This is a genomic window from Streptomyces sp. NPDC048560 (genome assembly GCF_040650955.1).
Classification (GTDB): Bacteria; Actinomycetota; Actinomycetes; order Streptomycetales; family Streptomycetaceae; genus Streptomyces.
This window is the reverse complement of sequence record NZ_JBEZIJ010000011.1, coordinates 172959-192841: the sequence shown is the minus strand read 5'-3', so window position 1 is coordinate 192841 and position 19883 is coordinate 172959. Positions and strand designations below refer to the sequence as shown.

Annotated in this window: 12 protein-coding genes; 8 read left to right on the top strand and 4 right to left on the bottom strand. The window is 69.8% G+C overall.

The features are described from left to right. Positions 1 to 156 precede the first annotated feature (156 nt). A complete protein-coding gene (locus AB0C82_RS27855; protein WP_362847228.1) occupies positions 157 to 969 on the bottom strand; it encodes a class E sortase in 813 nt (270 codons plus the stop codon). Between the two features lie 98 nt (positions 970 to 1067). Between AB0C82_RS27855 and AB0C82_RS27850 the strand changes: the two genes are divergently transcribed. From AB0C82_RS27850 to AB0C82_RS27840, 3 genes are all read left to right on the top strand, one after another. Further along, positions 1068 to 2075 carry an SEC-C domain-containing protein gene (locus AB0C82_RS27850; protein ID WP_362846944.1) on the top strand — a complete coding sequence of 336 codons (1008 nt, stop codon included), beginning with the start codon at positions 1068 to 1070 and terminating at the stop codon, positions 2073 to 2075. A gap of 131 nt (positions 2076 to 2206) precedes the next feature. Then, entirely contained in the window at positions 2207 to 3205 is a 999-nt protein-coding gene (locus tag AB0C82_RS27845) for a helix-turn-helix domain-containing protein (RefSeq protein WP_362846942.1), read from the top strand. 301 nt (positions 3206 to 3506) lie between these two features. Continuing rightward, positions 3507 to 7259, top strand: a complete 3753-nt coding sequence (locus AB0C82_RS27840) for a S8 family serine peptidase (protein WP_362846940.1) — start codon at positions 3507 to 3509, stop codon at positions 7257 to 7259. 91 nt (positions 7260 to 7350) lie between these two features. Here the strand turns inward: AB0C82_RS27840 and AB0C82_RS27835 are convergent, their stop codons facing one another. The 3 genes from AB0C82_RS27835 to AB0C82_RS27825 form a co-directional block, all read right to left on the bottom strand. Continuing rightward, positions 7351 to 8613, bottom strand: coding sequence for an extracellular solute-binding protein (locus AB0C82_RS27835; RefSeq protein ID WP_362846938.1), 1263 nt, complete (start codon positions 8611 to 8613; stop codon positions 7351 to 7353). 350 nt (positions 8614 to 8963) lie between these two features. Then, entirely contained in the window at positions 8964 to 11801 is a 2838-nt protein-coding gene (locus AB0C82_RS27830) for a substrate-binding domain-containing protein (protein ID WP_362846936.1), read from the bottom strand. A gap of 5 nt (positions 11802 to 11806) precedes the next feature. Next, positions 11807 to 12265, bottom strand: coding sequence for a hypothetical protein (locus AB0C82_RS27825; protein WP_362846934.1), 459 nt, complete (start codon positions 12263 to 12265; stop codon positions 11807 to 11809). 377 nt (positions 12266 to 12642) lie between these two features. On the opposite strand from AB0C82_RS27825, the gene AB0C82_RS27820 reads away from it, so the two are divergent. From AB0C82_RS27820 to AB0C82_RS27800, 5 genes are all read left to right on the top strand, one after another. After that, on the top strand, positions 12643 to 14172 hold the full coding sequence (locus AB0C82_RS27820; protein ID WP_362846932.1) for an ATP-binding protein: 1530 nt from the start codon (positions 12643 to 12645) through the stop codon (positions 14170 to 14172). Positions 14173 to 14221: 49 nt separating this feature from the next. Further along, complete coding sequence (locus AB0C82_RS27815) at positions 14222 to 17146, top strand: Z1 domain-containing protein (RefSeq protein ID WP_362846930.1); 2925 nt, start codon at positions 14222 to 14224, stop codon at positions 17144 to 17146. A gap of 14 nt (positions 17147 to 17160) precedes the next feature. After that, positions 17161 to 17613 carry a very short patch repair endonuclease gene (locus AB0C82_RS27810; RefSeq protein WP_362846928.1) on the top strand — a complete coding sequence of 151 codons (453 nt, stop codon included), beginning with the start codon at positions 17161 to 17163 and terminating at the stop codon, positions 17611 to 17613. Then, positions 17610 to 18566, top strand: coding sequence for a DNA (cytosine-5-)-methyltransferase (gene dcm / locus AB0C82_RS27805; RefSeq protein ID WP_362846926.1), 957 nt, complete (start codon positions 17610 to 17612; stop codon positions 18564 to 18566). Before AB0C82_RS27810 ends, dcm begins: the two co-directional genes overlap by 4 nt. Positions 18567 to 18654: 88 nt before the next feature. Then, entirely contained in the window at positions 18655 to 19848 is a 1194-nt protein-coding gene (locus AB0C82_RS27800; protein WP_362846924.1) for a DNA cytosine methyltransferase, read from the top strand. The last annotated feature ends 35 nt before the right edge of the window (positions 19849 to 19883 follow it).

Sequence of the window (19883 nt, the reverse complement as noted above, 5' to 3'; positions counted from 1 at the left end):
GTCACCGGTACGCCCGTGCGGGACACGGGGCGGGCACCCTGCGGGGACGCCCCTGGTCACCCGGCCCACGCCGCAACAGCCGACGTCCACAGGGGTGTTCGGGGAAGACGGAAGCGAGATGACGCCCCGTACGGTTACCTGCGACGCCCCGCGCGGCTACCTGGGCCGCACGGCGGTGAGCTTGCCCCAGACGATCAGCCGGTACCGGGAGGTGAACTCGGGCGTGCAGGTCGTCAGCGTCAGGTAGTGACCCGGCGCGCTGTATCCGACGGCCGTCGCCACGTTGCTGCGCGGCACCGCGGCGATCACCCCGCTGTCGGAGGGCGACGTCCGCGCGAGGCTCTTGTCGACCGTGTACGTGTGGACGGCGTCCCGGGTCTCCACGGTGATCCGGTCACCCCGCCGCAGCAGGTCGAGACGCCGGAAGGGCTCCCCGTGGGTGTTGCGGTGCCCGGCGACCGCGAAGTTGCCCGGCTCCCCGGGCTGCGCGGTGCGCGGGTAGTGGCCGACGTACCCCTTGTCGAGGACGCCCCGCTTGCCGACGCCCTGCGCGACGGGTGCGGTGAGGCCCAGGCGCGGGATGCGGAGGACGGCGTACGCCTGGTCCCAGCGGGGAGGATCCGGAGCGGTGGCCTCGGGAGCGGTGGTAGGAGCCTCAGACCCCGGCTCCGGACCGTTCCGCCCGTCCGCTCCGGCCTCGTCGTCCTGGCCGTCCTGCGGCGGTTCCTCCCCCGGCACACCCGCCCCGCGATCCCGCCCCCAGTCCTCCTGAAGGGCCCGGACCTGGCGCTCCGCGCCCTCGCGGGCCTGCCGGTTGGTCCACCACAGCTGATGCGCGACGAGGAGCAGGAGGACGACGCCGAGCGTCACGGCCAGTTCGGCACCCGTCCACAGGCCGCGCACAGCGGCCCGCCGGCCCGGCGAGTTCCGCTGCACCACCACAGGTATCCGCTCCCGCACGGCCCGCACCATAAGGGGAATTCCCGTAAGCCACCAGAGATGTGTCGTCACCCACGCCGCCCGCCGGCTCCCTCCCCAAGCACCCGTACGGCAGTACCGTGTGGTCCATGCGCCCCGACACGCCTGCCGACCACATCACCGAAGCCGAGCGCCTGCTGCGCACCGCGGCGCAGTACCCCGAGGACCACGAACCGCTGGTCCTCCAGGCCGCGGCCCATCTGGAACTGGCCGGTGACCGCGCCCGCGCCACCGGCCTCTACGACGACCTGCTCAGCGCGCCCCCCACCGACGCCGGCAACCCGCACCTGGTCAAAGCCCTCAAGGCGGCCAATCTGTGGGAGTACGGGCACGAGGCGGAGGCCCGCGCGATCATCGACGGAATCCGCGTCGCGGGCCCGCTCCAGGCGGCCCCGTGGGAGATCGTCGCCGGGACCCTCGAAGCCCATGACGAGCTGGAGGCGGCGCACGACTTCCTCCAGACCGCGCTGACACTGCTCCTGGCGCCGGGCGAGGAGGTCCCGTACGCCACCCAGTCCCTGCTGACCGGACGGCACCGCGTCCGCAGACTGATGGGTCACGGACACGACGCCTGGGACGAGCTCGCCGACGCCCTCAGCACGGCGAACGTCTCGCTCGACGAGCTCCACGACCCGAAGCGCCTGTGGTCCCTCGGCTCCTCGGACCCGGGCGAGCTGAAGGCCGAGATCACCCGGCTCCGTGCCGAACTGGGCACCTACCGGGCGGCCTTGTCGCGTCCGTTCCCGGTGGCGGTCCTGCACTGGCCGGAAGCGGAACTGACCGAACTGCTCGGCGCCTACCCGGACCTGGCCGACGAGTACCCCACCCACACCGAGCACCTGGCCCGCCTGGAGGCGGCGCTGCGCGACCTGCACGCGGGGGGCACGCCGAACCTCGGCATCGTCGCGGGCACGGTCCCCTCGTACGAGGCGTTCGCCGCATCGGAGGCCGCGTCCCCGGCCGACCCGAACCTGCTGCCGCAGTACGCCACCACGCTCGCCGCCCGGGGCCGCGCGATCCCGTGGCCGCCGGCGCGCAGCGCGGCGTGCTGGTGCGGCTCGGACCTGGCGTACCGGGCGTGCCACGGCGTCGCCTGAGAGGCGCGCACGGGGGAAGGCGCGTGGGTCACGACCTGTCGTGACCCACGCGCCTTCTCACCCTTCGTCTCCGTCGGCCGCCCGTCCGGCACCCCGGTACCCTCCTCTGGTCCGCGAGGGGAAGGGCTTACATGCTGGAGACGCTGGGGCTGAGCACGGCCGAGTCGCAGATGTACCAATTGCTGGTCAGGTCGGGGCGCGTCCGTACCGACCAGGTGCGGCAGCGGCTCAACCTGAGTGATGCGCAGACGGCCGAAGCGGCGCAGGGGCTCGTGGCCAAGGGGCTGGTGACCCTCACCGACGAACGGCCCGCGCAGCTGATCCCCTCTCCGCCCGACATCGCCGGTGAAGAGCTGCTGATGTTGCGGATGAACCAGCTGCGGACCGCCCGGGGCGTCCTGAACCGTCTCACCAAGGAGTACCGGCGGGCGGCCACGTCGGGCCCGGTCGGCCTGGAGGCGTTCGCCGAGGTCGTTCCCGACGAGGCCCTGGCGCAGCGGTACGAGCAGATCCAGCGCAACGCCCGTCAGCAGGTCCTGAGGTTCGACTCACCGCCGTACCTCCTGTCCCGCGTTCTCAACACCGCCGAACTCGACCAGCTGACGGCCGGGATCACGTACCGGACGGTGTACGACCGCTCGGCGGTGACGGAAACCGGTGCGCTGAAGGAGATCCAGCAGTACGTCGACGCCGGCGAACGGGCCCGTGTGCTCAACCAGGTCCCGGTCAAACTGGTCATCGTCGACCGGTCGACGGCGCTGCTGTTCCTGCTGGCCGAAGGGGCGGAACTGCCGGGGGTGACCCTCCTGATCCACCCCGGACCCCTCCTGGACGCCCTGGTCACCCTCTTCGAGATGGTGTGGGCGTCCGCGCTGCCGCTGGACCCCGTCTCCGACCAGGGACCTCTCACGCAGTCGGACGCCCAACTGCTGACGCTCCTGCTCTCGGGCCTCACCGATGACGCGATCGCCCGCCAGCTCGGCATGAGCAAGCGGACGGTGAACCGGCGGGTGCACAGCCTCATGGCCCAGGCCGGCGTCTCCAGCCGGATGCAGCTGGGATGGCAGACGGCCCGGCTGGGCTGGATCACGGACGATCCCGTACCGGCCGCCCGGCCCCCGGCGGTCTGAGCCGCCCCATCGGCCCGTGGCAACAAAGCGCCATGTGGCGCAAGTGCGCCACGACGCCTCTGGATCCCGCGTCGGCCCGCCGGTTAGGTTCCGGGCGGCGCGGCATCGCAGGGACGTTTCGGCTGGTCACCACCAAGCCGGTCCACGCATCACTTTCTTTGGCGCGCCTGCCTGTTGAGCGTGCGAAAGGAACCCGATGTACGTATTCCGCGAAAGACGGCTGCGAACCGCGGCCGTCGGCGGAGTGGCAGTGGCGGTCGCCCTGTCACTCACGAGTCAGCTACCGGTAGCGGCTGCTGCGGTGACCCCGCAGAGCGGCGCCCTCGTGCAGCCCACGACCGAGAAGAAGACTGCGACCACGACGACGCTGACCCTGATCACCGGGGACACCGTGGCGCTGACCACCGGGACGGACGGCCGGCAGTCGGTCAACATCCTGTCCGGGGCCGGGACGTCCAAGACGTTCGAGACCACGAGCGGGCGGAACGGCGACCTGTACGTGTATCCGGACGACACGACGGCCGCGATCGCCTCGGGCACGGTGGACCGCGAGCTGTTCAACATCAGCCGGATGATCAGGGACGGCTACGGGGACGCGAAGACCGACGAGGTCCCGGCCATCGTCGACTTCAAGGGCACGCCTGCCGCCGCCGCCCTGAAGCAGAAGGCGGAAGACCTGCCGGGCAGTGACACCCAGCGCGTCCTGCCGAAGCTGGGCCTGTCCGCCGTCCAGGTCGACAAGGACGGCGCGAAGGGCTTCTGGCGGGCGGTCAGGCCCACCACCTCGCTGACGCGTAGTGGCGACAGCAGCGTCGTACCCGGCACCGCCGGAGTGGCCAAGGTCTGGTACGACGGCCGGGCGAAGGTCCTGCTGGACAAGAGCGTGCCGCAGATCGGTGCCCCGGAGGCATGGGCCAAGGGGTACGACGGCAAGGGCGTGAAGGTCGCCGTCCTGGACACCGGTGCCGACCTGAACAACGCCGACATCAAGTCCGACATCGTTGCCAGCCAGAGCTTCATCAATGGCCAGACGGTCCAGGACGGCCACGGCCACGGCACCCACGTCGCGGCCACCGTCGGGGGCAGCGGCGCCAACGCCGGCGGCGCGTACAAGGGCGTCGCCCCGGGCGCCGACCTGCTGATCGGCAAGGTGCTCAGCAACACCGGCCAGGGCCCGACCTCCAGCATTCTGGCCGGCATGGAGTGGGCGGTCGCGCAGGGCGCCGACGTCGTCAGCATGAGCCTCGGCGGCGCCGACACCCCCGGCGAGGACGTCATGACCGAAGCGGTCAACTCGCTCAGCGCCTCCTCGAACGCCCTGTTCGTCATCGCGGCAGGCAACGACGGACCCGACGACAGCACCCTCGGCACCCCCGGTGCCGCCGACGCGGCCCTCACGGTCGGCGCCGTCGACAAGTCCGACGCGCTCGCCGACTTCTCCAGCCGCGGCCCGCGGCTCGGCGACATGGCGATGAAGCCCGAGATCACCGCCCCGGGTGTGGCCATCGTCGCCGCCCGTGCGGCCGGCACCACCATGGGCACCCCCGTGGACGCCAACTACACCTCCGCCAACGGCACCTCGATGGCCACCCCGCACGTGGCCGGTGCCGCCGCGATCCTCAAGCAGCACCACCCCGACTGGACCGGGCAGCGCATCAAGGAGGCCCTGACCGCGCACGCCAGGTCGGCCGCCGGGCAGACCGTCTACCAGCAGGGCTACGGGCGGGTCGACATACCCGCCGCGCTCGACCCGTCGCTGGAGCTGTCCGGCACGGCCGACTTCCGCGTGATCCCGTGGCAGAAGGGCACGTACGAGAAGCGCACCCGTACCCTCACGCTCCGCAACAACGCCACGAGCGACACCGTCGTCACCCTGGCCGCAACGGTCAAGGACGCGAGCGGCGCCGAGGTCCCCGCCGGCACGCTGGCCCTGACGGGAGCGGGCCTGGCCGACGGCCGGGTCACCGTGCCCGCCGGCTCCACCGCCGAGGTCACGGTCACTCTCGACCCCAACGGACTGAAGACCAGCCGGTACAGCGGATCGATCACCGCCACCGCCGCGAGCAGTGAGTCGGTGCACGCCGCACTCGGCTTCGTCACCGCCGTCGAGCAGCACGAGGTCACGCTGAAGGTCACCGACCGCTTCGGCAAGACGCCCACCGCGCTCAGGTTCACCCTGCACGGCGTGGACAACACCGTCTGGGAGAGCCAGACCCTGTACGCCAACGGCACCGCCACCCTGTCGGTGCCGCTCGGCAAGTACTCCATCGAGGGCTCGGTCTACTCGGCGGCGCCCACCGGCGGCGCGATCTCCTACGCGGCCGACCTGTTCTCCGTGCCGAACATCGAGGTGAGTGACCGGGACCAGACCCTCACCGTCGACGGCACCACCGCCACCGACCTCAGCGTGAACATCAAGGGTGAGAAGCGGCCGCTGGAGAACGGTCAGGTGACCACGTTCATCGTCCGTGACCCCGGCACCGCGGGCGGTTACCCGAACTTCTCCGGCATCGGCAACCTGCTCAACCTCACCGACCTCAGGCAGGGCGCCATCCCCAGTGCCGCCGCCACCACCGGCGCGCTGCGCCTGGAGACCGGCCTGGCCCGGCGCGAACCGCTGGTCCAGCTGGAGGTGACCGCCCCCGGGCGCGCGGCCATTCCGCTGAAGTCCCCGGTGAACGCGAAGCGCTTCGAGGGCACCAAGCGCGCCGAACTGGTCGACCTGGGCGCCGGTACCGAGCAGGACTTCGCCGGTGCCGACGTCAAGGGCAAGACCGTTCTGGTCTCCGTGGCCGACGTCACCAAGGCCGACGGCCAGGCCACCATGGCCGCGACTGCCGGAGCCGTCGCGATGATCGTGGCCCCTGCGAACCCCGGGCCGAGCGGAAGTGGCGTCCCGGCCGGACAGAGCATCCCGGTCGCCCACGCCACGTACGACAACGCGGCAACCCTCAAGGCTCTGCTGGCCGAGGACAAGGTCCGGATCGCTCTGAAGGGCGTCCTGGAGTCGGGCTACACCTACAACCCGCACTTCACCGACGACCGGATCCCCGCCGACCTGGCCAAGTCCGTCGACGTCAAGGACTTCGCCAAGGTCACCAACACGTTCCACTCCGACGGCGCCCGGCGCCTGGGCGCCGAGAACATGAACGTCTGGGGCCCCCTGCAGGTGAGCACGGGCTCCGTCGGCCAGCCGCTCAACCAGGGCACCACCCGCGACGACTACTTCCTCGCGGGCACCGGGGTGTCGTACCAGTCGGTGGCAGCGGCCGACTTCCAGTCCAGCGCCTGGCGGATGAGCGAACTGCGCACCACCTTCAGCACCCCGGGCAAGTCCTACACCCGGAGCTGGTTCGCCGGGCCGGTGCGCCTGTCCCAGTACGAGTTCGGCCCGTGTGCGTTCTGCCGCAGCGACATCTGGCAGAAGCTGCCCGGCAACAGCGGCGCCGACAACGATCCCACCCACACCCTGTCGGGCCTGGCGGCCACGTGGAGCTTCTACCGCGACGGGCAGCCGATCACCGGCTTCGGCGAGCTGGCGCAGGAGAAGGCGGACTACCGGTACGTCCTCGACCAGAAGCCGGCCACCGACGTCCCGGGCGTCACCCTTGGCCGTCAGATACGGACCGAGTGGAACTTCAGCCAGGCGGCACCGACCACCATGGCCATCAAGGGCTGCGACACGCTGTTCATTCCCACGCCCAAGCTCTGTGAGTCCATGCCCGTGGTCCTGCTCGACTACGACCTGCCGCTGAACGTGCTCAACCAGGCACGGGCCGGGCTGCCGTACGCCTTCACCGTGGACGCGGGACGCCCCAAGGGCTGGGCCGGCTCCATGGCGATCGCCGGCGCCAAGGTGTCCGTCTCCTACGACGACGGCGCCACCTGGAAGTCCGCCACGATGCTGCGCAAGGACGACAACTCCTTCCAGGCGCTGCTGGTGCACCCCAAGCTGGCGGACACCAACGGTTTCGTGACCCTCAGGACCGAGGCCTGGGACTCCGCGGGCAGCCGTACCGTCCAGACCATCACCCGGGCCTACGCCCTCAAGTGAGGTCCTGAACCACGGATCGGCCGGCCACAGGTGCCGACGAGACGCCCAGCAGCGGGGGTGGCGACACCCGCGCCCGCTGGGCGTCTTTCGCTCACTTCCCTTGGAAGGCGTCCCGCAGGGCGGGGTGGAGCCTGGCGGCGGCCTTGTCGCTGTCCGGCGACTCGGCGGTCAGCAGCTCGTGCACGTGCGACTGCAGCACCTGGGTGAAGGCCCCGTAGTAGGGCGTACGGGGGCGCTGGACCGCCTCCTTCAGTGCCGCGCTCAGCGTCCAGGTGAAGGCGGCACGCGCCTCCGCCCCCTGGTCCCTCGCACCGCCCTCCCCCGCCTGGGCGGGCGGCGCGGACGACGGGGCGCCGGTGGCCGGTGGCGTCCCGCCGCCAGGGCGCAGGGCGGCGGCGACGCGGGGCCAGCAGGGCCTGGACTTCCCGTTGTAGGCGGAGGCCCGCGTCGCGGCGAAGCCCGCGTCGAGCAGGCACTGTTCGCTCTCCTGCGAGGTCAGGAACTCGATGAGGTCGCGGGCGTTCCCGGCGCGGGGCGAGTCGGTGGTGACGGCGAGATTCTGCCCGCCGAGCACGGAGCTGCCGGGCAACCGGTTGACGGAGTACGCGTCGGGCGGCAGCAGGGTCCGCAGTGCCCCGTAGACGTACGGCCAGTGGCGCAGGAAGGCGACACGCCCTGCCGCGAAGTCCGCCAGGGACGACGTCTCGTCCGAGGAGACGGCGCTCGCCAGTATCCGTTCGTGGTGGGCCCGTTCGAGGAGTTCGTCCAGGCCCTTCTTGAGGTCCGCCTCGCTCGCCGTGTACGTGCCGTCCTCGTCGGCGAGCTGGACGCCCACGCTGGCGAACGCCTCGACGGTGTTGGCCGTGAGCCCCTCGTACAGCTTGAGCTGCGTGGTCCAGCCCGCCTGGTCGTCGCTCCGGCCGGGGCTGAGGGCGAGGGTCTTGATGGAGGCGTTGAGGTGACCCCAGTCCCAGTTGCGGGTGGGCTGGCGGCTCGGCTGGATTCCGGCGGCCTTCAGCAGGTCGGGACGGTAGTAGAGCAAGCCCACATCGGTGTTGAACGGCCGCCCGTAGGCACGGCCCTTCCACACGGTGGTGCGCAGGACGCGGTTGATGAAGTCGCGGTCGACGGTCTCGTCCTCGGGCATCGGGCGGATCAGACCGGATTCGGCGAACTCGGGAATCCAGGTGATGTCGAGGTTGACCACGTCGTACCCGGCGCTCCCGGACTGCAGCGCGCCGAGCAGCTGGCTGCGCTGCTGGTCGGCGTCGCCCGGCAGTTCGACGAGTTTGGCCTGCTCGGCCTTCGACGAGGCGTGTCTCCGGTTCCACTCCTCTATGAGCTGCTGCCGCACTCCGCCGGACCCGGTGACGTCGAGCCCGCTGGCTACGACGATCGGCCCCTGGTCGGCGGCCCCGGAGTCCTGGCCCTGCTGCGGCGCACCGTCGGGACCACCCGTACAGGCGGCCGAGGACAGGGCGAGCAGACAGCCGAGCGCGGCGGCCAGGAGGAGGCGCCGGCCTCCGTTCCGCCTTCCGCTCGCACCTCCGCCGGCGCTTCCGGTCGTGCTTCTGCCGGCACTTCTCCTTGTGCTCGTGCGCGCACTTCCGCTTGCGCTTTCACTTCTGCTCAGGCGCGTACTTCTACTGGTGCTCAGGCGCGTACTCCCGCTTGCACTGCCGCTGCCGCTCACATCCGGCCAGGTCATTCCGCGTCCCCCGTACCCGTCTTGGCGACCTCGGCGGCCAGCTCGGTCGGAATGTCGTCCGCCAGGTCGAGACAGCGCCCCCCGGTCGCCTCCGTGATCGCCGTGTTGAGCCGGCCCGCCGCACAGCCGCCCCCGCGCATCGACACCACGACGACCCGTACCAGCGGCGCCCGTCCGGCATCGGCGACGAGGTCCGCCAGCTCCTTCTTCGTCACGTCCTTCGAGTCCTCGTCGTCGGTGACCAGGACGAGGAGCCGGGGCGGATCGTCCTCGGTCGGTCCGTCGCGCAGGGTGGCGAACCCCTCGCGGAGCCCGCCCACCACGCGTGCGTCGACATCGGCGGTCCGGGCAGCGGCGACGGCCTTCTGCGCGGCGGCACGTCCGTGCGGTCCGAAGGGCACGACGTCCGGATCCTTCTTGGAAGCGATCGACCACACCCCGTACATGTCACCGGTGCCCAGCGAGGTCATCGAGCGGGCCACCAGATCCTTGGCCCGCCCGGAGCCGTCCCAGACCCGCTTGTCCACCATCGACGTGGAGTTGTCCAGGAGGTACAGCACCCGTCCGGGCCCCAGCGCCTGCCGGTAGCGACGCAGCGTGGCCCCGAGCGAGGCGGCCGTGACGGTGCTCGTCGTGGTCGGCGGAATCGACTGGCGTACGGCATCCTTCCCTGTCTCGTGGAGGTCCGCCCGCAGCGGCGAGGACGCGTCGGGGGGCGCGGGCTTTCCGTTACGGACCCCGCGGAAACCGTCGTCGGTGAAGAACTTCTGCGCCGTCGGGTCCGTGACCAGCCATTCGTAGAAGCGCCTCACCTCCTTGTCGCGCGCGTCGGCGTCACGCCCCGCGTCCTCCCAGGTGACCTGGAGGAACGGCAGATCGAGCACCGGGATGTCGGAGGGGTACTGGGCGGTGCGGTTGTCCAGGATCTCCGTCGCGCAGCGTGGACGGCCCGGGTGACCGGACGGCAGGTTGAACTGGGCCATGGTCTGTTCCGGTACGAGGACCGCCGCACTGTCCTCCAGGGAGTTGCGGGAGCCGTCTGCCAGCGCGCACATCAGCTCCCCGGCGGTCGCGGGCATCGGACGCAGCGCCTGCGCCATGCCCTGCTCCAGGGATGACTCCGAACCGGGTCCGGACCCAGGCTCGGACGACGCGTACAGCGCTTCGGTGGCCAGCAGCGCCCCGTCGGTGCCCTCGGGGTCGGGCCTGAGCACGGAGACGGGCCGGTCGGGCCGCTGCGCGTCGCGCAGCTCGGAGATGATCGATCCGAGCGGCTGACCGGTCTGCGTCGCCGGCGCCAGGGCCATGCTGATGGGAACGGCCAGGACCATCGGCGTGAAGGCGACGGAACCCAGGGCGTCCAGGGCCACGACCCGCTCACCGTCGGCCCCGTCGGCCCCCTCGGTCCCTGCTGTCCCGTTGTCTCCCGGAGACCCGGCTCCGGTGGCCGTGGCAGCGGCGGTCCCCCCGGCCTCTGCCTGCCCGCTGTCCATCACCCGGCGCCAGGCACTCCCCGCCGCCGGGATCCAGATGTCCGGCTGTGCGCCCACATCGCGCTGGGGCCGCAGGCACTCACCGGTCGCGGGGCAGGTGGCGGGCGGGTCCTGCCAGAGGGACGAGGCGCGGAAGGCGGCCACGGCGTCGGTGGCCTTGGCGTCGTACGTGGTGATCCCGACGGAACGGCAGCCGTCGGGATCCTCCATGTAGGCGTCGGCGGCCTTCTTGACGGTGGGCCGGAGGTCGGGGTCGGTCAGGACGCGGAGCTCCATGGCGGGCGGGCAGTCCCGGGGCGCGCCACCGGGCAGATCCCCGAACATCCACGTGCCGACGCCGACGAGGACCAGGGTGAAGGCGAGTGCGAGTGCGGTCATGCGGCGACGCGGCGACCGCAGTCCCTCGCGTACGCCCAGGAAAGCGGCACGCGGCGACCGTAACGGCCGTCGTACGAGGCCGGGGAGCGACAGACGTAACCACCGCCGCCGGACGGCGGGGGGCGGCACCGTCACCGGCTCGCGCTCCCCCGTCTCCTCCTCCCTCTTCGGCGGGGGCGGTCCGCCCTCTCCACCCTGGCGTCCCGGGACGGCGAGCAGCACGTCGTCCCCGTGCCGCCGCTCGTCCGGAATCCACCGGTGCCCGTCGACGGCTTTGAGGGGCGCCATCGCCGCCCGTATCTCGGTGACGAGCCGCGTGAACGTGGCCGGCTCGTCGACGGCCGCACGCCCGGTCAGCAGCCGGTGCAGCCGGACCGTGAACTCCGTTCCGCCCGAAGGGTCGCCGGGCGGGATCTCCACGCCCGGCTCCGCCGCGGTGAGCAGGGCGAAGTTCTGGCCGACGGCGGGGGTGAACGAGTGCAGCGCGTTGCCTGCGAAGCAGCAGTCGAGAATCGCCACGACCCAGTCCGCGCGGGCCTTGGAGAGCTCCGGCATCACATCGTCCCGCCAGGACAGCGCGTCCACGAAGGGATGCCGCCTGTCCCGCGTCACCCGCGAGGCGGTGAACAGCAGGTGCAGATCGCTTCCGTCGGGGCGCACGATGCCGTGTCCCGCGAAGTAGACGATCAGCAGCCCGTCGACCTCGTCGCGGGCGGCACGCAGCGCGGCCCGCACCTGGAGCGGGTCGACGGCCCGGCCGTCGCCTTCGCCCGGAATCACGAGAACATCCGCGGGATCGAGCACCCCGGTGCCTTCGGCGGTCAGCGCCTCGGCGACCAGCCGGAGGTTGTGCCGGACGGCGGGCAGGTCGTTCCGGTCACCGCTGTAGGGCTCGACACCGACGACGACCGCACGATGCCGCTTGCCCCTGCCCTCCTCGCCGCGCGCACTGTACGGCGGCACGGCGCCTAGACCTCCCCGGCCTCGTCGCCACCGCGCGCCTGACCCCCGCCACCGCCCCCGTCGCCCCGCCGGCTCCCGCTCTCCCCTTCACGGTCGGGCTCGTGTCCGCTGTCGCGGTCGGTGTCACGGTCGGTGTCACGCCCCAGCCCGGCACCCGGCCCGCTGTCGGGCGCGTCGAGGGTGACGCGCGGCGTCTCCTCGGGATCGGCGAACCTGCGCCGGTTACGCACCCAGGTCTCCACGGACCGCCACACCTTGTCGATGACGTTACGAGCCACCTCGACGGACACCACGAGCACGATGTCCTGGATCAGCTCACCGCTCATGCCCTCGGTCTGGTGGTCGGAGACCTGCCGACCGACGGCCAACTGATCGGCTTCCCGCACCTCTTCGAGATCGGGCGCACTCCGCAGCCAGGTGTGCAGCGCTTCGAGGTCATCCCGCCGGGTGTGCGTCCCGCTCACCCCGATCCGCACCTCAACGGTCCCGGCCCCCGGCCCGCCCACACTCGCCCCGTCCGTCATCCCGCTTGCCCCCATCGGCGCCATTGCCGTCCCGCCCTGAAGCGACCAGGGACGTCCCGCCCCTGAACTCTCGATTATTTCACGCGAGTTGACATCCGACACGTCTTTGACCGCACTGTCGAGGGGGTGCGGGGCACTCCGCACGGACCGCGCGTTCACATCACTGGCACCCGCCCACGTCCGCCAAGGTCCCTTCATCGCCGGGCAGGCCCTGAGGATTCCCCTATGTCCCTTCTTTGCAATACGATCACATTCACCAATCGTCCCGGGCCGCCGTCCCCCACGCAGGCCCTGCTCTGTGTGCGCGAGGAAGCTTCATGCCGCCCTACCAGCCGTCCGCTGACTGGCAGTACGAGATCCCGACAACCGGCAGCAAGCGGCTCCCGCCCGCCGCCCGGTACGTCGAATCCCTGGCTCACCAGGGGTACGGCTTCGAGGCGGCCATAGCCGACCTCGTCGACAACTCCATCGACGCGGGAGCACGCAACGTCGTCATCAGCTTCCTCCGGGACGAAGAGCGCCTGGTCAGCCTCCTGGTCGTGGACGACGGCTGCGGTATGAACGACGAGACGCTCGACACGGCCATGACGGTGGGCGGCCGCCAGGAGTACGACGAGAACGCCCTGGGTCACTTCGGAGCGGGCCTGAAGGCCGCCTCCCTCTCCCACGCCGATTCCCTCACGGTGATCAGCCGCACCAAACGCAGCCCCTCCACCGGACGCCGCTGGCTGACCGCACGCGCGCAGGCCGACTTCACGTGCGACATCGTCGATCCCCGTTACTGCCAGGAACTCGTGGACCGTTACGACGGTGTCGTCGAGTGGCACGGCACCATCGTCCGCTGGGACCGCGTCCGCGCCTTCGAGACGGTGACGACCGGCCAGGCGGACCGCTTCCTGAACGACGCGATCGAGAAGCTGGAGACCCATCTCGGGCTCCATCTGCACCGGTTCCTGTCCGCGGACGACTTCAACATCGACATCGTGGTCGAGGACGTGACGACCAAGGAGGAGCTGGACCACCGCGGCGTCGAGCCGATCGACCCGTTCGGCTACCGCGTCCCGGGCCGGCCCGGCTACCCCCGTACCTACACGGCACCGGTCGAAGGCGTCGGCGATGTCTCACTGACCGCCCACATCTGGCCGCCCAAGTCTCCGCTGGTCAGCTTCCGGGGCATCGGTCCGCTCGCCGAGCGGCAGGGCTTCTACATCTACCGCAACAACCGGCTCGTCCAGGCCGGCGGCTGGAACGGCACCCGGAGCAGCGAGAGTCACCTCGCTCTGGCCCGTATCACCATCGATCTGCCCGCCGAGGCGAACGACGTGTTCAGCCTCACGGTCAAGAAGGACGGCGTGACGGTCACCCCGGCCTTCGCCCGCGGCCTCGAACAGGCCACTGACGCGACGGGGGGCAGCTTCGCCTCGTACGTACAGGAGGCGCTGACGACGTACCGCGAAGCGGCCAAGCGCGCCACCGAACCCCAGCGCAAGGCGGTTCTCCCTGCCGGAAAGGGTCTCGACCCGAGGCTGAAGCGAACCCTGCGCGACGAGCTGCCGGAGCTGGAGGGCGAGGATCCGATCACCTTCCGCTGGGACGCTCTGCCTTCGGATGTGTTCTTCGAACTCGACCGCGACGAACGGGTGATCAAGCTCAACAAGGAGTACCGGCAGGTCTTCAACGGGGGTCGCCGAGGTGGCCTCAACGACGCCCCGGTCGTGAAGAGCATGCTCTACCTGATGGTCAACGAGATCTTCCAGAAGGAGCGGGTCCGGGCCGTCCACACCGACAACGTCGCGCTGTGGAACAACGTCCTGGTGACCGCCGCACGCTGCGAACTGGCCCGCTGACCGGCACCACGCCCGTCCCCTCCGCTCCTCGCAGGAAGTCGAACCCGCCATGACCGATCACTTGTTCAACCTCCACGGCGACGTTCTGGCTGCCATGCGCCGGGGCCCCAAACCATTCGCCAAACTGGCGTTCGCGCTCTCCGATGCGGACGAACCCGCAGACACCCACCTCCGCCACTTCCGCGACCGGATAGTTGCCGCAGGCCCTGGCGACGAACTCACCGCGCTCTGGCACCGGACCCTGACCAGCTGGGATCTCGCGGAAAAGGCCGACTGGTCAGCCGCACCGGCGCGCACGGACGCCCGGCGCGTGGACACGTTCGACCGTCTCGGCTTCGGCGTCGATCTGCGCAAAGCACTCGACCACGCGGTCCCGGTCTTCAAGGAACCGGGCGCGACGGTGATCAGCAAGGAGTTCACGTCCTGGTACTCGAGGGACACGGCGGCAGCGCGTGCGTTCTACTGGAACTCCTACGAGCAGACACTGCGCCGCAAGGGCTGGTCGGACGCGGCCGTATCGAGCCTGGACGAGGCGAGCCACGCCGTGGTCGAGCGCCTCTCCGACCCCACCCGAACCGAGGCGTACGGCGCCCGCGGTCTGGTCGTCGGCTACGTCCAGTCGGGCAAGACCGCCAACTTCACGGGTGTTACGGCCAAGGCCATCGACGCGGGATACCGCCTGGTCATCATCCTCGGCGGCACCCTGAATCTCCTCCGCGGCCAGACCCAGCGCCGTCTCGACATGGAGCTGATCGGCCAGGAGAACATCCTGCGCGGCGCCGACCCTGCGGACACGGACGCGCTCGTCGGTGTGGACTACCAGGATGACGAGGACTGGCCCGCGAAGTTCGTCAGCCACGGCGGCCGTCCGTCGACGCAGGGCTCCTTCGACATCGAGCGCCTCACGACCCGGGACAACGACTACCAGAGCCTGGAAACCGGCATCCGGGCCCTTGAATTCGACAAGCAGGACCGCACTCAGCCCCTCTATGTCCCGGACAACCTGCACCGCGCGGCCGCGCGCGTGATGGTGGTGAAGAAGAACTCGTCGGTCCTGGGGAAGCTGATCACGGACCTGAAGAAGATCGGTCCGATCCTCTCCGAGATCCCCGCTCTGATCATCGACGACGAGTCCGACCAGGCATCGGTGAACACGACGGACCCGAAGAAGTGGGAGGACGGCAAGGTCACCCGCAAGGCCATCAACGGCCAGATCACGCAGCTCCTCAGCCTGCTTCCGCGCGCCCAGTACGTCGGCTACACGGCGACGCCCTTCGCCAACGTCTTCGTGGATCCGGGCGACGAGCAGGACATCTTCCCGCGGGACTTCCTGATCTCACTGCCTCGCCCGACCGGTTACATGGGCGTGCAGGACTTCCACGACCTGGAGTCCGAGGGAACAGCCGAGGAGACACACGTCCGCGGGATCTACGACGGCACCGTCGACCGTCTCCAGGAAGCCCTGGATGCCTTCGTCCTCACCGGCGCACTGAAGCTGTACCGAGCAGCGCATGGTATTCCCGAAGGCCCGTTCCGCCACCACACGATGCTCGTCCACGAGTCCGTACGGCAGCGTGAACACGCGATTCTCGCCCTGCGCATCAACTCGATGTGGCACCGGTCGGCCTACACCGGTCAGGAGGGTCATGCCCGCCTCTCGGCCCTCCTCGCCGACGACTTCCAGCGCTTCGCGGACGACGATTTGCCCACGCCCACGTCGTACGCCGACCTCAAGCCGTACGTCTCCCGGGCGCGCCAGCTCATCAACTCGGGTGGCGAACCCGTGATCATCGTCAACGGCGACACGGACCGGGACTACGAGCAGCCCGAGCTGGACTTCGACCGCACACCGAACGTCTGGAAGATCCTGGTCGGCGGCACAAAGCTCTCCCGCGGCTTCACGGTCGAGGGCCTGACGGTGACGTACTACCGCCGCAAGACCCAGCAGGCCGACACCCTGATGCAGATGGGCCGCTGGTTCGGCTTCCGCCCCGGCTATCGCGACCTGGTCCGCCTGTACATCGGCCGCGAGGAACCGATGGGCAAGTCGAGGACGGTCGACCTGTACGAGGCGTTCGAGGCCATCTGCCGCGACGAGGAAACCTTCCGCGTACAGCTCACCCGCTACGCCACCCTGATCGACGGCAAGCCGCAGGTCACCCCGGCCCAGATCCCGCCGCTGGTCTCGCAACACCTGTCCTGGCTCAAGCCGGCGGCCCGCAACAAGATGTTCAACGCGGAGCTGGTGGAGATCCGGTCGCCCGGTCAGTGGGTGGAGCCCACGGCGTACCCGACGGGCGCGGCGGATCTGCGGTACAACACCGAGGCATGGCGTCCCGTCCTGGAAGCGCTGGCCCCTACTCCTGTCACTCTGAGTTGCACCTCCGCCGAGTACGGCAGGAGCGACAGCTTCGAGGCCGTGTTGGGCACGCTCGACCACAGCGCGTTGATCGGCATCCTGTGCGATCTGAAGTGGTCCACTCCCGCCCAGTTCTCCCCGCATCTGCAGTCCCTCATCTCGGCGGGAGACAACGGCGACGCCATCGACGACTGGTTGGTGATCGCCCCGCACCAGACGTCGGTACGCAAGGTCGAAGCCGGCATCCTCGGGTCCCGCCCGCTTTCGTTGGCACGTCGTACGCGGCGTCGCGGCGATCTCTTCGGCGCGATCAGCGAGCCCAAGCACCGAGGGGCGGCCCTACGGGTGGCCGGTGCCCTCAAGGACTCCGGTGATCCTCTGGTCGAATCACTCGTACGGGAACGGCGCGGCGTGCTGGTCCTGTACCCGCTGGTCGAGGGGGAGCCCCGGCTCACCGCAAACGGCACCATCGATCCGGGGCACGTCGTCATGGCCTTCTCGCTTGTCGCCCCGGCCTCACACAATGCCGGACAGGGGAATCTGGTGCGCTTCCGCGCCATCGACTCGAGCAGGAGCGATTTCGCCGTCATCGATCGCGCAGGGGCCGGAGCGTAGGAGACTTGGCAGTGATGAGCACCGCCAAGCCCTCCTCCCCCGGCGTATCCGCCCGCATGAGCCGCCAAGCACGCCGTGACACCGCCCCCGAGGTGGCCGTCAGAAAGCTGCTGTATGCGTCCGGCTACCGCTACCGCGTCAACGAGCGCGTGCCGCACATGTCCCGGCGCACGATCGACATCGCATTCACGAGGGCCAAGGTGGCGGTGTTCCTGGACGGGTGTTTCTGGCACGGCTGTCCCGACCACGCCACGCAACCGAAGTCGAACGCGGAGTGGTGGCAGGAGAAGCTGGCCAAGAACATGGCTCGGGACTCGGAGACGACGGCGCACCTGGTCGCCGAGGGGTGGACGGTCCTGCGCTTCTGGGAACACCAGTCCCCGGCACAGGTCGTCGCGGTGGTCACAGAAGCCGTCGATCGCGCGAGGTCCGCCAGGCGGCCGGCATCAGGGGGTGGAGACCTGTGAGCGGATTCCTGTTCGTGGACGTGTGTGCGGGCGCGGGCGGGTTGACGCTCGGCCTGGAACAGGCGGGCTTCGATCCGGTGCTTCTGGTGGACAACAAGGCCGTGGCCTGCGAAACGCTGCGTCTGAACCGACCGGCATGGGACGTCAGGCAGATGGACCTCCTGGACTTCGTTCCGGACGAGCACCCGCAGACCTACGACGTCGACCTGCTCTCGGCGGGCCTGCCTCGGGTGAAGTCGAGCGCGACGGGCGCGAGGGCGGAGACCAAGGAGGAACAGCGCCTTATGGAAGCGGCGGTCCTCCTCACCCACTCCATCCAACCGCGCGCTCTCCTCGTCGAGAACGTGCCGGGGCTGGTGTCGGCGCCGGAATTCGAGCCCTTGCGCTCATTCATTCACGAAGAGTTGGAGCACCTCGGATATCGGCTGCACTGGTTCGTCCTGAATGCGGCCGACTTCGGCGTACCGCAGGACCGTAGGCAGGGCGTGTTGGTCGCACTGAAGGAGCGGTATTCCCGCCTCTTCCGGCCGCCGCTGCCGACGATCGAGGAGCACGTGTCGGTAGGCAAGGCGCTCCACCACTCCATGGCAGCCCGCGGATGGCTCGGTGCCGACGCATGGGCAGATCAGGCTGTCGGCGTGGCACCCACGCTCGTTGGCGGCTCCGACAACCGCGGCGGAGCCGATCTGGGACCGACAGGGACGAAGAAGGCCTGGGCGCGGATGAGGGTCAATGGAGGCGCGCTCGCCGATGAGGTGCCGGGGCCGGATCACGACGGCTCATCCGACATGATCAAACTCACGGACTCGCAGGCTGCGCTCCTGCAGGGGTTTCCGCGCGAGTGGCAATTCGCAGGCAGAAAGACCGCGCGGTACCGGCAGATCGGTCATGCCTCACCACCGCCGGTCGGGGCCGCCCTGGGCCGAGCCGTCTCAGCCGCCCTGAATGCCTGATCCTTCCGGGAACGGCGGGCACGCCTGCCGGCTACACTGGCTCATCATGACCCGCCCAGTTCCTCCGTCGCTCCCTCATGCGAAATTCATGATCGTCGATCTTTTCGCAGGTCCCGGCGGTCTCGACATCGCCGCCACGATCATGGACGAAGTCGAGAGCATCGGCGTCGAGTGGGACGACGCGACCCGCGCGACCCGTCGGGCGGCCGGCCTTCTGACCACCACGGTGAAAGACGTCGCCGCGCTCGATCCATGTGATGACGAGGTCATCGAAGCGAACGTTCTCACCGGCGGGCCCCCGTGCCAGTCTTTCTCGGTCGCGGGCAGCCGGAAGGGCCACAAGGCTCTGGAACAGGTCAAGGCGCTCGCCACGCAATTGGCAGGCCATGACGATCCCGAGAAGTTCGAGGCTGCGTGGAAAGAGGTCAAGGGCAAGACGGACAAGATGTCCGATGACCGCACCGGCTTCGTACTTCAGCCACTGCGCTGGATCATGGAGGCCAAGCTCAAGCGAGGCAAGCCGTACGACGTGGTTGTCCTCGAACAGGTGCCCACCGTCCTGCCGGTCTGGAAGCACTACGCCCAACTCCTGAGGCGAGTCGGCTACGCCGCCGAAGCCCACGTCCTGCACTCCGAGGACTTCGGTGTTCCGCAGACACGCCGGCGTGCAGTGTTGATCGCTCAGTGGGACCCGGAGAACGTGGACAGGCCCGTCCAATTTCCCGCCGCGACACACCAGCGCTACCGCAAGGGAATCACTCGCCTTCCTGGGCGGGACGCTCCCGCGCCCGAAGAGCAGGGGCTGCTGTTCGCCGCACAACAGAAGGGTAAGAAGCCGGTCAAGCCCTGGGTCGCGATGCAGGACGTACTCACCGAGCGTCCGCACGACTTCGAGGTGGTCTCCAATTACGGATCAGGGGGCGACCCCAAGAACCGAGGCCGCCGGACTTCCGACCAACCCGCGGCGACCATCACGGGGAAGGTCCGGCGTAACCGCGTCTTCCTCCTGAAGGAGACCAGGTCCGGGGCGAAAGAAATCGGCGAGGAGCTGGAGCGCCTCACATTCGAGGAAGCCGGCCTGCTTCAGTCGTTCCCGAGGGAATACCCCTGGCGGTCCACCGATGTGGCCCAGCAGATCGGGAACGCCATTCCGCCGCTCCTTTCCCTGCACATCCTCAGCAGTGCACTCCGACTCGGGCCGCCGGACGACGACTTGATCACCAAGCTGGCGACGTGGACACCGAAGGACACGGACACTCCGACGAATGAGGTCCTCGCCTAGGACCTGTGAGCCGTCCACGGCTTGCCGCGACAAGC